Source organism: Streptomyces sp. XH2, assembly GCF_049725035.1.
GTDB classification, from domain to species: Bacteria; Actinomycetota; Actinomycetes; order Streptomycetales; family Streptomycetaceae; genus Streptomyces; species Streptomyces roseoverticillatus.
In genome coordinates this window covers 58,086-72,256 of the sequence record NZ_JBMMMZ010000021.1, presented here as the reverse complement: position 1 = coordinate 72,256, position 14,171 = coordinate 58,086, and the positions used below count along the sequence as shown (strand labels likewise).

12 protein-coding genes are annotated in these 14,171 nt (G+C 70.5%); 3 read left to right on the top strand and 9 right to left on the bottom strand.

Annotated features, from left to right (window positions below; genetic code table 11):
* Positions 1 to 9: 9 nt before the first annotated feature.
* Both ACOTKD_RS34715 and ACOTKD_RS34710 read right to left on the bottom strand, forming a co-directional pair.
* Positions 10 to 1,302 carry a M18 family aminopeptidase gene (locus ACOTKD_RS34715; RefSeq protein ID WP_424892977.1) on the bottom strand — a complete coding sequence of 431 codons (1,293 nt, stop codon included), beginning with the start codon at positions 1,300 to 1,302 and terminating at the stop codon, positions 10 to 12.
* A gap of 86 nt (positions 1,303 to 1,388) precedes the next feature.
* Entirely contained in the window at positions 1,389 to 3,215 is a 1,827-nt protein-coding gene (locus ACOTKD_RS34710; RefSeq protein ID WP_424892976.1) for an acyl-CoA dehydrogenase, read from the bottom strand.
* Between the two features lie 130 nt (positions 3,216 to 3,345).
* On the opposite strand from ACOTKD_RS34710, the gene ACOTKD_RS34705 reads away from it, so the two are divergent.
* On the top strand, positions 3,346 to 3,819 hold the full coding sequence (locus ACOTKD_RS34705; protein WP_106675595.1) for an SseB family protein: 474 nt from the start codon (positions 3,346 to 3,348) through the stop codon (positions 3,817 to 3,819).
* 23 nt (positions 3,820 to 3,842) lie between these two features.
* Here the strand turns inward: ACOTKD_RS34705 and ACOTKD_RS34700 are convergent, their stop codons facing one another.
* Positions 3,843 to 4,781 (bottom strand): trypsin-like serine peptidase, encoded by a 939-nt coding sequence (locus ACOTKD_RS34700; RefSeq protein WP_424892975.1) that lies wholly within the window; start codon positions 4,779 to 4,781, stop codon positions 3,843 to 3,845.
* Between the two features lie 112 nt (positions 4,782 to 4,893).
* Between ACOTKD_RS34700 and ACOTKD_RS34695 the strand changes: the two genes are divergently transcribed.
* Positions 4,894 to 5,847 (top strand): pirin family protein, encoded by a 954-nt coding sequence (locus ACOTKD_RS34695; protein ID WP_424892974.1) that lies wholly within the window; start codon positions 4,894 to 4,896, stop codon positions 5,845 to 5,847.
* A 385-nt stretch (positions 5,848 to 6,232) separates the two neighbouring features.
* Here the strand turns inward: ACOTKD_RS34695 and ACOTKD_RS34690 are convergent, their stop codons facing one another.
* A complete protein-coding gene (locus tag ACOTKD_RS34690) occupies positions 6,233 to 8,392 on the bottom strand; it encodes an ATP-binding SpoIIE family protein phosphatase (RefSeq protein ID WP_424892973.1) in 2,160 nt (719 codons plus the stop codon).
* 176 nt (positions 8,393 to 8,568) lie between these two features.
* Here ACOTKD_RS34690 and aspS point away from each other — a divergent pair, with 176 nt between their 5' ends.
* Entirely contained in the window at positions 8,569 to 10,332 is a 1,764-nt protein-coding gene (gene aspS / locus ACOTKD_RS34685; protein WP_424892972.1) for an aspartate--tRNA ligase, read from the top strand.
* 97 nt (positions 10,333 to 10,429) lie between these two features.
* Here the strand turns inward: aspS and ACOTKD_RS34680 are convergent, their stop codons facing one another.
* From ACOTKD_RS34680 to ACOTKD_RS34660, 5 genes are all read right to left on the bottom strand, one after another.
* Entirely contained in the window at positions 10,430 to 10,939 is a 510-nt protein-coding gene (locus tag ACOTKD_RS34680) for a MarR family winged helix-turn-helix transcriptional regulator (protein ID WP_424892971.1), read from the bottom strand.
* A gap of 59 nt (positions 10,940 to 10,998) precedes the next feature.
* Complete coding sequence (locus ACOTKD_RS34675; protein ID WP_424892970.1) at positions 10,999 to 11,535, bottom strand: DinB family protein; 537 nt, start codon at positions 11,533 to 11,535, stop codon at positions 10,999 to 11,001.
* A 10-nt stretch (positions 11,536 to 11,545) separates the two neighbouring features.
* Entirely contained in the window at positions 11,546 to 11,920 is a 375-nt protein-coding gene (locus ACOTKD_RS34670; RefSeq protein WP_424892969.1) for a DNA-binding response regulator, read from the bottom strand.
* Between the two features lie 153 nt (positions 11,921 to 12,073).
* Positions 12,074 to 13,795, bottom strand: a complete 1,722-nt coding sequence (metG, locus tag ACOTKD_RS34665; protein ID WP_424892968.1) for a methionine--tRNA ligase — start codon at positions 13,793 to 13,795, stop codon at positions 12,074 to 12,076.
* A 104-nt stretch (positions 13,796 to 13,899) separates the two neighbouring features.
* A complete protein-coding gene (locus ACOTKD_RS34660) occupies positions 13,900 to 14,142 on the bottom strand; it encodes a hypothetical protein (protein ID WP_424892967.1) in 243 nt (80 codons plus the stop codon).
* Positions 14,143 to 14,171: the final 29 nt, after the last annotated feature.

Genomic DNA, 14,171 nt, shown 5'->3' with positions numbered 1-14,171 from the left:
TCAACGTGCTCAGCCTTCCAGGAACGCCGTGAGCGCCGCCGCCAGCAGGTACGGGTCGTCCGCCCCGCACAGCTCCCGCGCCGAGTGCATCGACAGGCAGGCCACGCCGATGTCGACCGTGGCGATGCCGTGCCGCGCCGCCGTGATCGGGCCGATCGTCGTCCCGCAGGGCATGGAGTTGTTGGACACGAAGTGCTGCCACGGCACGCCCGCCCGCTCGCACGCCGCGGCGAACACGGCCCGGCCGCTGCCGTCCGTGGCGTAGCGCTGGTTGACGTTGACCTTGAGGATGGGGCCGCCGTTCGGCAGCGGGTGGTGGCCCGGCTCGTGGCGCTCCGTGTAGTTGGGGTGGACCGCGTGGCCCGTGTCCGAGGACAGGCAGATCGTGCCGGCGAAGGCGCGGGCCTTGTCCTCGTAGGTGCCGCCGCGGGCGAAGACGGATCGTTCCAGCACGGTGCCCAGGAGGGGGCCCTCCGCGCCCGTGTCGGACTGGCTGCCGTTCTCCTCGTGGTCGAACGCGGCGAGGACCGGGATGTACGGGAGGCCCTCGGAGGAGGTGGCGGCGATCAGGGCGGCCACGCCGGCGTGGACGGACAGCAGGTTGTCCATGCGGGGGCCGGCGAGGAGCTCCTGGTCGCGGCCCAGGTAGGCGGGCGGCTCCACGCTGTGGACCATCAGGTCCCAGCCGGCGATCTCCTCCGCGGGGACCTCGATCTCCTCCGCCACGAAGCGGATCAGGTCGCCCTCGTCCGGCTTGCCCAGGCCCCAGATCGGGGTCATGTGCTTCTGCTTGTCGAGCTTGAGGCCGTCCTGGTTGACGCCTCTGTCGAGGTGGATCGCCAGCTGGGGGACGCGCAGCAGCGGGCGGTCGACGTTGACGAGGCGGTGGCTGCCGTCCCGGAGGGTGACCCGGCCGGAGAGGCCGAGGTCGCGGTCCAGCCAGGTGTTCAGGAGCGTGCCGCCGTACAGCTCCACGGCGACCTGGCGCCAGCCCGCGGAACCGGTGTCCGGCAGCGGCTTGACCCGCAGGTTGGGGGAGTCGGTGTGCGCGCCGACGATCCGGAAGGGGCTGGCGGGCGTCGCGCCCTCCGGCACGTACCAGGCGATGATCGCGCCGCCGCGCGTCACGTACTTGCCGCCGGTCGTGGCGTCCCACGCGTCGGTCTCCGCGACCTGGCGGAAGCCCGCCTTCTCCAGCCGCTCGGCGGTGTTGGCCACCGCGTGGTAGGGCGAGGGGCTGGCGGCGAGGAACGTCATCAGGTCGTCGGTGTGGCCGCGGTCGAAGCGGTGCGCAGAGCTCATGCGCTCAGGATAAGGATCAGGGCAAGAGCCGGGCGGGGGTTTACGCCCGGGCTCTTGCCCCGTGTGTCACACGAACCTCAACAGCCTTAGAAGGCGGCCTCGTCCAGCTCCATGAGGGAGTTGTCGACGGCCTCGGCGAGCGCGCGCTCGACGGAGACGCGCGGCAGGACGTCGGAGGTGAAGAACTTCGCCGCCGCGATCTTGCCGGTGTAGAACGCCTTGTCCTTGGCGGAGGCGCCGTCCAGCTTCTCGGCGGCCACGGCCGCACCCTTGAGGAGCAGGTAGGAGATGACGACGTCGCCGGAGGCGAGCAGCAGGCGGGTGGTGTTCAGGCCGACCTTGTAGATGTTCTTGACGTCCTCGCCGGTCGCGGTGAGGTCGGTGATCATCTTGCCGACGATCGCCTCCAGGTCCACGGCGGCCTTGGCGAGCGCGCCGCGGGCGGCGGCCAGGTCCTCGCCGCCGGCCTCGGAGGCCAGGAACTTCTTGATCTCCTCGGAGAGGGTGTTCAGGGCCTGGCCCTGGTCACGGACGATCTTCCGGAAGAAGAAGTCCTGGCCCTGGATCGCCGTGGTGCCCTCGTAGAGGGTGTCGATCTTCGAGTCGCGGATGTACTGCTCGATCGGGTACTCCTGCAGGTAGCCGGAGCCGCCGAAGGTCTGCAGGGACTGGGCGAGCTGCTCGTAGGACTTCTCGGAGCCGTAGCCCTTGACGATCGGCAGGAGCAGGTCGTTGAGGCCGTGCAGCGCCTTGGCGTCCTCGCCGGCGGCCTCCTTGACCATGATCTCGTCCTGGACGGAGGCGGTGTAGAGGACGAGGGCGCGCATGCCCTCGGCGTACGCCTTCTGCGTCATCAGCGAGCGGCGCACGTCGGGGTGGTGGGTGATGGTGACCTTGGGCGCGGTCTTGTCCATGAAGTTGGCCAGGTCCGGGCCCTGCACGCGCTCCTTGGCGTACTCCAGCGCGTTGAGGTAGCCGGTGGAGAGGGTGGCGATGGCCTTCGTGCCGACCATCATCCGGGCGAACTCGATGATCATGAACATCTGGCGGATGCCGTCGTGCTTCTCGCCGATGAGCCAGCCCTTGGCGGGGTGCTTGTCGCCGAAGGTCATCTCGCAGGTGTTGGAGGCCTTGAGGCCCATCTTGTGCTCGACGTTGGTCGCGTAGACGCCGTTGCGCTCGCCCAGCTCGCCGGTCTCGAAGTCGAACTCGTACTTCGGCACGAGGAAGAGGGAGAGGCCCTTGGTGCCGGGGCCGGCACCCTCGGGGCGGGCGAGGACGTAGTGGAGGATGTTCTCCGCCATGTCGTGCTCACCGGAGGTGATGAAGCGCTTCACGCCCTCGATGTGCCAGGAGCCGTCCTCCTGCTGCACGGCCTTGGTGCGGCCGGCGCCCACGTCCGAGCCGGCGTCCGGCTCGGTCAGGACCATGGTGGAGCCCCACTGCTTCTCCACCGCGATCTTCGCGATGTGCTTCTGCTGCTCGGTGCCCTCCTCGAAGAGGATGCCGGCGAACGCCGGGCCCGAGGAGTACATCCAGATGGCCGGGTTGGAGCCCAGGATCGACTCGGCGTAGGCCCAGATCAGCGAGCGGGGCGCGGTGGTGCCGCCGATCTCCTCCGGGATGCCGAGACGCCACCACTCGGCGTCCATGTAGGCCTGGTAGCTCTTCTTGAAGGTGTCCGGAACCGGGGCGGTGTTGGTGTCCGGGTCGAAGACCGGCGGGTTGCGGTCCGTGTCGGCGAAGGAGTCGGCCAGCTCGTTCTCCGAGAGGCGCGTGATCTCCGACAGGATGTCCTTGGCGGTCTCGACGTCCATCTCCGCGAACGGGCCGGTGCCGTACAGCTTGTCGCGGCCGAGGACCTCGAAGAGGTTGAACTCGATGTCGCGGAGATTCGACTTGTAGTGGCCCATGACAACGGCTCCGTAGGACTGGGAGGATGAACCCTCAAATACGTACCGGGCAGTAATCTGCATGATGCTACCCACCGGTAATAAGACGCAACCCCTGTTCGGCCCACTGTGACCCTTTACGCTTTGGCGCATGTACGGCTACGACCAGAACGCGGGCACGCAGGGTTACGCGCCGCCGCCACCGCCGCCTCAGCAGCACGGCGGCCCCGGTGTCTACGGCGAACAGCCGCTCTACCCGGAGCCGTCCCCTCCGTCGCTTGCGGACGCGGTGCGGGCCTTCACCACGGGCTCGATGTCCGCGGAGGACTTCCAGACGGTGTTCTCCACGTCGAAGGTCTACTGCCCCCGCGGCGACAACCCCGGCTTCCTCGCGCTGCACAACACCCAGCAGCCGGTGATCCCCATGTTCACGTCGCTGAAGGAGCTGCGGCGGTACGCGGGCAAGGAGTCGAAGTACTTCGTCATCACGGGCGCGGAGGTGATCGACCTCCTGCCGACGGGGTACGGCTTCGTGCTCGACATCGAGGGGGACCACCGCATGGTGTTCGACGCCAAGGCCGTCGAGCAGATGGTGGACTTCACGATGCGGCGGCTGTACGGCTGACCCCGGCCGGCGCGTGCGGGCGGTCAGCCCGCCGTCGTCGCGCGCCGGTAGAGGGCCTCGGCCTCCTCGCCGAAGTACGAGCTGTACGACGTCTCCTCGTCGCCGCCCTCGTCATGGCCGCCCACGACCCCGTTGACCGTGCCCAGGCCGGTCGCGGGGTCGACGTCCGTCAGGAACGGGCCGCCGCTCGTGCCGTTGGGGAGGTTGGCGCAGTCGAACCGCAGCTGGGTGGGGCTGAAGGACTTCGTGGCGTTCTGGCAGGAGACCGGGCGCTCCTCGGTCACCGGATAGCCCGTCACCCGCGCCTGCCGCCCCACCGGCGGCCGGAAGCGGATCCGCTCCGCGCCGGTGACCTGCTCGATCGCCCTCGTGTCCGCGCCCGGGCGGCGCACCCGCAGGAACGCCACGTCGTGGTCCGGGTCGCGGTCGGCCGCCCACTCCGGGTCGATGTCCACCGACGCCGGCACCCACACCCCGTACGGCGCGACGCCGTCGTGATAGCCCGGGACGAACGCGATGTCCGTGCGGAAGCCGTCCTGATACACGCAGTGCGCCGCGGTGACGATCAGATCGCCCTTCGGGCTGTGCACGACGCTCGCGCTGCAGCCGTGCCCCGGCGCGCCCTGGCCCGTGTAGAACAGCGGTCCGACGGCCGGCGAGGGCGCGGATTCGGTGGCGCGCAGGGGCTCCGAGGTGGGGAGCGGGTCGGTCCTGCCGCTGCTCGCGGGCTTGAGGGGCGCCGTGCCGTTCTCGCTGCGGACGGCCGCGCGCATCGCCTCCGCCGTCTCGTCCCCCTGCGCCTTCGGCTGCGCGTAGTGCCCCGAGGCGTCGCCGTCGGCCACGGGGGAGTCCGTGGCCAGGCCCTGGTGCGCCACGACCAGACCGGCGGCGGCCAGCGCCAGGACCGCGGCGACGAGGGCGGTGACGGCGGCCGGGCGGGGCCCGCTGGCGTTCTGGCGCATTGATCCAGTGTCCATGATCCGGGTCGCGGTTCCGGTGCCGGGGAATGCGGGGTCCTTGCGGGTTGTTCATCCTTCAACTAAATTGAAACGTGAACGAACCGAGGAGGTCGTCATGCCAGCAGTGACCGTCGAGAACCCGTTGACCCTGCCGCGCGTCACCGCCGCGGCGGGTGCCCCGCAGCGGCCGGTGCTGTACGTCGGCACGGCCCCGTCCGGGTTCGAGGGCGAGGGATTCCCCGTGCGCAGGGCCTTCGCGGGGATCAATTACAAGTACCTGGACCCGTTCATCATGATGGACCAGATGGGCGAGGTGGACTACGCGGCCGGCGAGCCCAAGGGGACCCCCTGGCACCCGCACCGCGGGTTCGAGACGGTGACCTACATCATCGACGGCACGTTCGTGCACCGCGACTCGCACGGCGGCGGCGGTGTCATCACCGACGGCGACACGCAGTGGATGACGGCCGGCTCCGGCCTGCTGCACATCGAGACCCCGCCGGAGGAGCTCGTCATGAGCGGCGGCCTCTTCCACGGCCTGCAGCTGTGGGTGAACCTGCCGGCCGAGGACAAGATGATCGCGCCGAAGTACCAGGACATCCGCGGCGGCAGCGTGAAGCTGCTGGCGTCGCAGGACGGCGGCGCGCTGCTGCGGCTCATCGCGGGCGACGTGGCGGGCCACGCCGGGCCCGGCGCGACGCACACCCCGATCACGATGATCCACGCCTCCGTGAGCCCGGGGGCGGAGGTCACGCTGCCGTGGCGGTCCGACTTCAACGCGCTGGCGTACGGGCTCGCCGGGTACGGCGCGGCCGGTGCGGAGGGGCGTCCCTTCGGTACCGGGCAGACGGTCGTCTTCGGCGACGGGGACTCCCTGACGATCCGGGCCGCGGCCGCGGAGAAGCAGGACTCGCGCAGCGAGCGGTTCGAGGTCGTGCTGCTGGGCGGGCGGCCGATCCGTGAGCCCATGCAGCACTACGGGCCGTTCGTCATGAACACCCACGCCGAACTGGCCCAGGCGTTCGACGACTACCAGGCGGGGCGGCTGGGAGTCATCCCGACCGCGTAGGCCCCTGCGTAGCCCCTGCGGGGGGGGCGGGCCGGGGTTCATGGGGGCCCGCCCCCCATGAATCCGCCGCGGCGGTGCTCAGCCCCTCGCGGGGGTTTCGGCGGTGCCGTACGCACCGGTCGTGCCCGGGCTCATGGGTGCCGCGCACCCATGAATCCGCCGCGGTGGCGCTCAGCCCCCGCGGCGGTTTCCGGCGGTGCCGTACGCGCCTCAGGCCGGCTCGGCACCGCCGGTCACCTCGCCTGTGGTTGCCCGCCGTTGCGGCGGAAGGAGGCTGCCGGGCCCCGAGAGGGGATCCGCGGCGGAAGTGGGCTGCCGGGCCCCGGAAGGGGATCCGCGGCGGAAGCAGGTTGCCGCCCCTCGAGAGGGGCCCGCGGCGTCGCAGCTAGCGGACCGCAGGTCCCCCGTCCTTCTCGTACAGCTCGAACCAGATGTTCTTGCCCTCGCCCCGCGGGTCCACCCCCCACGCCCCGGCCAGGATCTCCATCAGGACGAGCCCCCGCCCCGAGGAGGCCATCTCGCCGGGATGCCGCCGGTGCGGCAGTTCGTCGCTGCTGTCCGAGACGTCGACGCGGACGCACCGATCCCCCGGCTCGCCGCTGATGCGGGCGATCAGCACCGCGTCCCCGTCCGTGTGGACGAGGACGTTGGTGACCATTTCGGAGACCATCAGGGCGGCGGAGTCGGTCTGGTCGGCGTCGGGCCAGTCGTGCATCAGGTCGCGCACTTGCTGCCGCGCTTCGGCGATCCGTTCCGGTTCGGCCTGGGCGATGCTGAGGACGGTGCGCCGTACGGGACGCGGCACGGCCGCCGGCCCCGCGCCCGCCGCGCCGTCCTCGCGGGCGAGCAGCAGGACGGCGATGTCGTCCTCGCGCCGGTCCAGCAGCGGCCCGGTCGTGTAGTGGGAGGAGGGGCCGTGGACGGCCCGGACGAGGGCGTCCGCGAGCGCTTCCAGGTCGCTGCCGTCGGGCCCGCCGCAGCTCCCGCCGAGGTCGAGCGGCTGTCCCTCGATCACTTCGCGCAGCCGGTTCCAGCCGCTGTCGAGGTCGTGTCCGCCGGTCTCGATCAGCCCGTCCGTGCAGACGAGCATCGTCTCGCCGGGTTCGAGGACGAGCCGCGTGGTGGGGTAGTCGGTGTCGGGGTCGATGCCGAGCGGCAGGCCGCCGGCGGTGTTGCGGACGAGCATGGTGCCGTCGCTCAGCCGGATCGCCGGGTTCGGGTGGCCGGCCCGGGCGATGACGAGCCGCCCGCTCTCCGGGTCGACCTCGATGTACAGGCACGTCGCGAAGCGCGGTTCGCCCTCCTCGCCCTCGGTCTCGGAGGCGTTGATGCCGGCGAGGAAGTGGGAGGCGCGGGAGAGGACGGCGTCGGGGTGGTGGCCTTCGGAGGCGTACGCGCGCAGGGCGATCCGCAGCTGGCCCATGAGCCCGGCGGCCCGTACGTCGTGGCCCTGCACGTCGCCGATGACGAGGGCGATCCGGCCGAGGGGGAGGGGGATCATGTCGTACCAGTCGCCGCCGACCTCCAGCCCGCCGCCGGTCGGCACGTAGCGCGCGGCGACGGCCATGCCGGGGATGTCCTGCTGCAGCGTGGGCATCATGGAGCGCTGCAGGCCCACGGTGAGTTCCCGCTCGGACTCGTGCACGCTGGCCCGGCCCAGGGCCTGCGCGAGCATGCGGGCCACCGTCGTGAGCACGGACCGTTCGTCGGGCGTGAAGGACACCGGCACGCTGAATCCGGCCATCCACGCCCCGATGACCTGCCCCGCGTTGATCAGCGGCAGGAACGCCCACGACTGCCGCCCGAAGTGGGCGACGTCCTGCCAGGCGGCGGGGAAGCGGCGCTCGTAGTCGGCGGGCGACGGCAGGTAGATGCCCCGGCCGGTGCGGATGACCTCGGCCGCCGGGTAGGCCGCGTCCATGGGCAGGTCGAGGAACGGGTCCGCGCTTCCGGGGGTGTAGCCGTGGTGCCCGATCACGCGCACCCGGCCGCCCTCGGAGCTGAAGACCGCGAGCCCGGACGGCTCGAAGCCGGGCATCGACAGCCCGGCCGCCACCCGCAGCACCTCGGCCGTGGAGCGGGCCTCCGCGAGCGCCCGCCCCGCATCCAGCAGAAACGCTTCCCTGTTGCGCCGCCAGTCGCCCGTGACCATCGGCGCACGGGCCGTGGACGTGCCCGGCTGCGGCTCCGGCACCTCCTGCAGCGTGCCGACGAGCACGAAGTCCACCCGGCCCTTGGCCGCGGCCCGCAGCTGCGGCCGCATCCGGCAGCGCACCGTCCGCAGTGCCCGGCCCTTCTCGTCGACGACCCGCAGCCGCGCCTCGGTGAGCGTGCCCTCGGCCACGGCCAGGCTGATCACCCCCTGGACCTCCACCCAGTCCACGGCGTGGAAGCGCGCCCTCGTCGCGGATTCGGTCAGCTCCGTACGGGTGGCGGGGAGGCCCAGCAGCCGGGAGGCCTCGGCGTCGAAGGTGGCGATGCGCGTGGCGTTGTCCCAGTGCCACAGGCCGGTCGCCGTGGCGGCCAGTACGTCCTCGGTGCGCATTGCCCTACTTTATGCAGGTCTGCGCAAGGGGTACCACCGAAGGTACGGTGGGCGGATCTTCACAAGCGCGCAGTACGCTTGCTCCCGTGTTGTATGCACGCTAGCCCTGTGCCGCGGTACGAGCCCTGTGCCGCAGGCGGGCTGGCCCACGCCCTCGATCACGACTTGGATGAACGATGCATCGGTACCGGTCCCACACCTGCGGCGAGCTCCGTGCGGCTGACGTCGACACCGACGTGCGACTGAGCGGCTGGCTGCACAATCGGCGTGACCTGGGCGGCATCCTCTTCATCGACCTCCGCGACCACCACGGCCTGGTGCAGCTCGTGGCCCGTCCCGGCACCCCCGCGAACGAGGCCCTGAGCCACCTCACCAAGGAGACCGTCGTCCGCGTCGACGGCAAGGTCGTCAGCCGCGGCGCCGACAACATCAACCCCGAGCTCCCCACCGGTGAGATCGAGGTCGAGGTCAACGCGGTCGAGGTGCTGGGCGCCGCCGAGCCGCTGCCCTTCACCATCAACACCGAGGACGGGGTGAACGAGGAGCGCCGCCTGGAGTACCGCTTCCTCGACCTGCGCCGCGAGCGCATGCACAGCAACATCATGCTGCGCTCCGCCGTCATCGCCTCCATGCGCGAGAAGATGACCGCCCTCGGCTTCAACGAGATGGCCACCCCGATCCTGTCCGCCACCTCCCCCGAGGGCGCGCGCGACTTCCTGGTGCCGTCCCGTCTGCACGCCGGCAAGTTCTACGCCCTGCCGCAGGCCCCGCAGCAGTTCAAGCAGCTGCTGATGATCGCGGGCTTCGACCGCTACTTCCAGATCGCGCCCTGCTTCCGCGACGAGGACGCCCGCGCCGACCGCTCGCCGGGCGAGTTCTACCAGCTCGACGTGGAGATGTCCTTCGTCGAGCAGGAGGACGTCTTCCAGGTCATCGAGAAGGTCATGACCGACCTCTTCGAGGAGTTCGGCAACGGCCGCCACGTCACCTCGCCGTTCCTGCGGATCCCCTTCCGCGAGGCCATGCTCAAGTACGGCTCCGACAAGCCGGACCTGCGCGCCGAGCTGGAGCTCGTCGACGTCTCCGACGTCTTCGAGGGCTCGGAGTTCAAGGCCTTCGCCGGCAAGCACGTCCGCGCGCTGGCCGTCCCGGACACCGGTGACCAGCCGCGCAAGTTCTTCGACGGCCTCGGCGACTACGCGGTCGAGCAGGGCGCGAAGGGCCTTGCCTGGGTGCGTGTCGGCGAGGAGAACGCGCTGACCGGCCCGATCGCCAAGTTCCTCACCGAGGAGAACGTCAAGGCGCTCGTGGAGCGCCTCGGCCTGGAGCCCGGCCACGCGATCTTCTTCGGCGCGGGCGAGTTCGACGAGGTCTCCAAGATCATGGGCGCCGTGCGCGTCGAGGCCGCCAAGCGCGCCGGCCAGTTCGTCGAGGACGTCTTCCGCTTCTGCTGGATCGTCGACTTCCCGATGTTCGAGAAGAACGAGGACACCGGCCAGATCGAGTTCTCGCACAACCCGTTCTCCATGCCGCAGGGCGGCCTGGAGGCGCTGAACACGATGGACCCGCTGGACATCCTGGCCTGGCAGTACGACATCGTCTGCAACGGCATCGAGCTGTCCTCCGGCGCCATCCGCAACCACGAGCCCGAGGTCATGTACCGCGCGTTCGAGATCGCGGGCTACTCCAACGAGGACGTGGAGCGCGAGTTCGGCGGCATGCTGCGCGCCTTCAAGTTCGGCGCCCCGCCGCACGGTGGCATCGCCCCGGGCGTCGACCGCATCGTGATGCTCCTGGCCGACGAGCCGAACATCCGCGAGACGATCGCCTTCCCGCTCAACGGCAACGCGCAGGACCTGCTGATGGGCGCCCCGAGCGAGGTCGACGAGGCCCGCCTGAAGGAGCTCCACCTGTCGATCCGCAAGCCGGTCGTCAAGTAGTACGCGCCTTTACGCACCTTTACGTGCTGAGCCCCCGCGCCGTTCTCGGCGCGGGGGCTCACGTGTGCGTGCCGGCCGAAGTGCCAGGTGCCCGGCTTCAACGCGGCGTGGCCGTGCCGCCCACGTTGCTGATCATCCGCTGGAGGACGGAGAGCGCGGCCGCGTACTCCTCGTCCGTGATGCCCTCGTGGATCTCCGCGCGCAGCCGCGTGACGAGCTTCTTGATCCTGGCCTTGGCGTCCCGCCCGGTGCCGGTGAGGGTCAGGCGTCCGGCGTCGCCGGCGACGAGCCATCCGCGGTGCAGGAGGCTGTCGACGGCGTGGCCCATCGAGCCGGGCGTCACGCCGTTGAGGTAGGGCTCCAGCCGCTCGCAGACCTCGGCGCGGGTGAGTCCGTTCTCCGCGCCGTCGACGTGGTTGAGCGTCCACCACTGCTGCTGGGTGATGTCCTCGCGGGCCATCGCGCCGCGGATGTGGTCGAGCAGCGCCTGCGTGGCGGCCCAGGTCCAGTAGGCGACGGGCTGGGCCGCCAGCGCGGGAACGTCGAGCGGGGTGTCGGTGGCGGGGGCGGTGTCGGGGCCGTCGAGGGTTTCGCGTTCCGTCGTCATGACGAAAACGCTAAGAGCTCGACCTGACTTGAGGTCAAGATCAGGTCCGGTGAAGGGCTTCAGTAGCCCGTCGCGCCGTCCGTCCGCTCCCGCAGCAGGTCAGCATGGCCGTTGTGCCGCGCGTACTCCTCGATCATGTGCAGGAAGATCCACCGCAGGGACACCTCCTGTCCCTTCACCTTTCCCACGGCGTCCAGCGACAGGGGCGCGCACGTGGCGCGGGCCCGCGCGATCTCCTCCTGCCACACGGCCACCGCCTCCGCGAGATTCGCGTCCGGCGCGACGGACAGGCCCGCGTTGGCGTCGCCCAGATCCTCGGCGGATCTCGCCTCGCTGCCCGCGCCCGGCCCGTACAGCGGCGGCGCCGTCTCGTTCCGGAGCACTCTGCGGAACCACTGCCGCTCCACCTCGCCCATGTGCTGCACGAGGCCCAGCAGGCTCAGCGTGGACGGGGGTGCTGCCGCGTCCCTCGCTTGTTCGTCGGTCAGGCCGGCGACCTTGCGCGCGAGGGTGGCGCGCTGGAAGTCCAGCCAACTCTCCAGTGTGGTGCGCTCATCGGCCGTCAGGGGTGGGATGGCACGCTCTGTCGTCACCATGACGGCAGTGTCACATGAGCGCGGTCAGCATGGGCAGCTTTGGGCAGCATCCCGCCGCGCTGTGCACGGCCCGCGACAGCTGCCGCCGCGTGATCGCGGGGCGCCACAGCACGGACCGCACGCCGTACTCGGCCACGGCCATGAGCTCGCTCTCCCCGAGCTCGTCCGCGACCAGCACCACCGATGCCCCCGTGCGCGTCAGCCGCCGCATCGTGGCCGCAGCGGCCGGGTCGTCGGCCCCCATGAGGACGAAGCCGACGTCCCCCTCCTCGTCCCGCCGGACCACCCGCACCTCGGGCAGCATCGCCCGTACCTCGCGGGCGAACCGGGCCCGCCCCAGCTCGTCGGTGGCGTGCACGCTGATGGTGATCGGCTTCTTGAACACTGCTCTTCCTCGTCTCCGTGCTTCCCCCGTACGTCTGCGATGCTCAGCCTGCTCGGCCGGCCTCAACGGACGATTACCGATCCATCAACGGGTACGGGCGAGGGCCCGGAACCGTACGGTTCCGGGCCCTCTGCGGCTGCTGTGGCGGGGAGACTAGGCCGCCGTCTCCTCGCCGCCGCCGAAGCGCTCGCGGTAGGCCGCCAGGTCGTCCTCGGTGATCTTCGCGAAGAGCACCGGCGGGACGCTGAACGGCGTACCGGCCGGGAGGAAGGACAGCGAGCGGGCCTCGTCGGCCGTGACCCACGTCTTCGTGTCGTCGCCGAGCTCGAAGGCGAGGCGCATGGCCGCCGCCGACGCCGGGATGAACGGCTCCGACACGACGGAGTAGAGGTGGATGAGGTTCATGGCCGTACGGAGCGTCAGCGCGGCCGCCTCCGGGTCGGTCTTGATCTCCAGCCAGGGGGCCTTGGTCTCCAGGTACGAGTTGCCCGCGCTCCACAGCGCGCGCAGGGCCTGGGCGGCCTTGCGGAACTGCATGGCCTCCATGTGCTCCTCGTACTCCTGGAGCAGCTGGGCGATCTCGCGGCCCAGGGCGGCCTCGGCCTCGCCCGCCTCGGCGCCGGCCGGGACCTCGTCGCCGAAGCGCTTCTTGGAGAACGACAGGACGCGGTTCACGAAGTTGCCCAGGACGTCGGCGAGGTCCTTGTTCACGGTGGCCGAGAACAGCTCCCAGGTGAACGACGTGTCGTCCGACTCGGGGGCGTTCGCCATCATGAAGTAGCGCCAGTAGTCGGCGGGCAGCAGCTCCAGGGCGTCGTGCGTGAACACACCGCGCTTCTGGGACGTGGAGAACTTGCCGCCGTAGTAGTTGAGCCAGTTGAAGGCCTTGACGTAGTCGACCTTCTTCCACGGCTCGCGGACGCCGAGCTGGGTGGCCGGGAACATCACCGTGTGGAACGGGACGTTGTCCTTGCCCATGAACTGGGTGTAGCGGACGTCCGTCGCCTCGTACCACCAGGACTTCCAGTCCCGGTTCTCCGGGTCCTGGGCCGCCCACTCCTTGGTGGCGCCGATGTACTCGATCGGGGCGTCGAACCAGACGTAGAAGACCTTGCCCTCGGCCGCCAGCTCCGGCCACGTGTCCGCCGGGACCGGCACGCCCCAGTCCAGGTCACGGGTGATCGCGCGGTCGTTCAGCCCCTCGGTCAGCCACTTGCGGGCGATCGAGGACGCCAGGACCGGCCAGTCCTTGCCGTGCTCGTCGATCCACGCCTCGACCTCGCCCTGGAGCTTCGACTGGAGGAGGAAGAGGTGCTTGGTCTCGCGGACCTCCAGCTCGCTGCTGCCGCTGATCGCCGAACGGGCGTCGATCAGGTCCGTCGGGTCCAGGACGCGCGTGCAGTTCTCGCACTGGTCGCCGCGGGCCTTGTCGTAGCCGCAGTGCGGGCAGGTGCCGACGATGTAGCGGTCGGGCAGGAAGCGGCCGTCGGCGAGGCTGTAGACCTGGCGGATCGAGCGCTCCTCGATGAACCCGTTCTTCTGCAGCTGCCGCGCGAAGTGCTGGGTGATCTCCCGGTTCTCCGGGGAGGAGCTGCGGCCGAAGTAGTCGAAGGACAGGCCGAAGCCGTCGTAGATCGCCTTCTGCGCGTCGTGCTGCTTCGTGCAGAACTCGTCCACGGGCAGACCGAGCTCCTTGGCGCCCAGCTCGGCCGGGGTCCCGTGCTCGTCGGTGGCGCAGATGTAGAGCGTCTCGCGACCGGTCTGGCGGAGGTACCTGGCGTACACGTCCGCCGGGAGCATGGACCCCACCATGTTGCCCAGGTGCTTGATCCCGTTGATATACGGAAGGGCGCTGGTGATGAGGTGTCGAGCCATTGCGGCTGCTCCCTGGTCGCGGGTGTATATGGAGACCTTTAGCGTATCCGAGCGACCAGGGGTGACCGCGCGCCGTTTCTTCGGGCCATTCCTCAGGCCATTCCTCAGGCCATCCAGGCCCGCCAGGGCCGGGTGATCACCTCCCGGTAGGTGTGGTGGGAGGGGTGCCGGCCGGCGTGCCGGAACGTCCACGCCTGCGCGTCCGCGGGATCCTCCAGTGCGTCCGATCGGTCCTCGCACACGGCGCACTGCATGGCGTACGTGACGGGCTCGGCGTCGGGCTCGCGGTCCGGGGCGAGGGTCCAGGTGCCGTAGCGGTAGACGGCGCGGGGGGTGTGTGCGGTCACTGCAGCCCCCACCTGCTCAGCGCGTTGAG

Excerpts from the sequence above, each read along its gene's own strand:
- ACOTKD_RS34715 (WP_424892977.1), bottom strand. The coding sequence starts at position 1,302 with ATGAGCTCTGCGCACCGCTTCGACCGCGGCCACACCGACGACCTGATG.
- ACOTKD_RS34710 (WP_424892976.1), bottom strand. The coding sequence starts at position 3,215 with ATGGGCCACTACAAGTCGAATCTCCGCGACATCGAGTTCAACCTCTTC.
- ACOTKD_RS34705 (WP_106675595.1), top strand. The coding sequence starts at position 3,346 with ATGTACGGCTACGACCAGAACGCGGGCACGCAGGGTTACGCGCCGCCG.
- ACOTKD_RS34700 (WP_424892975.1), bottom strand. The coding sequence starts at position 4,781 with ATGCGCCAGAACGCCAGCGGGCCCCGCCCGGCCGCCGTCACCGCCCTC.
- ACOTKD_RS34695 (WP_424892974.1), top strand. The coding sequence starts at position 4,894 with ATGCCAGCAGTGACCGTCGAGAACCCGTTGACCCTGCCGCGCGTCACC.
- ACOTKD_RS34690 (WP_424892973.1), bottom strand. The coding sequence starts at position 8,392 with ATGCGCACCGAGGACGTACTGGCCGCCACGGCGACCGGCCTGTGGCAC.
- aspS (WP_424892972.1), top strand. The coding sequence starts at position 8,569 with ATGCATCGGTACCGGTCCCACACCTGCGGCGAGCTCCGTGCGGCTGAC.
- ACOTKD_RS34680 (WP_424892971.1), bottom strand. The coding sequence starts at position 10,939 with ATGACGACGGAACGCGAAACCCTCGACGGCCCCGACACCGCCCCCGCC.
- ACOTKD_RS34675 (WP_424892970.1), bottom strand. The coding sequence starts at position 11,535 with ATGGTGACGACAGAGCGTGCCATCCCACCCCTGACGGCCGATGAGCGC.
- metG (WP_424892968.1), bottom strand. The coding sequence starts at position 13,795 with ATGGCTCGACACCTCATCACCAGCGCCCTTCCGTATATCAACGGGATC.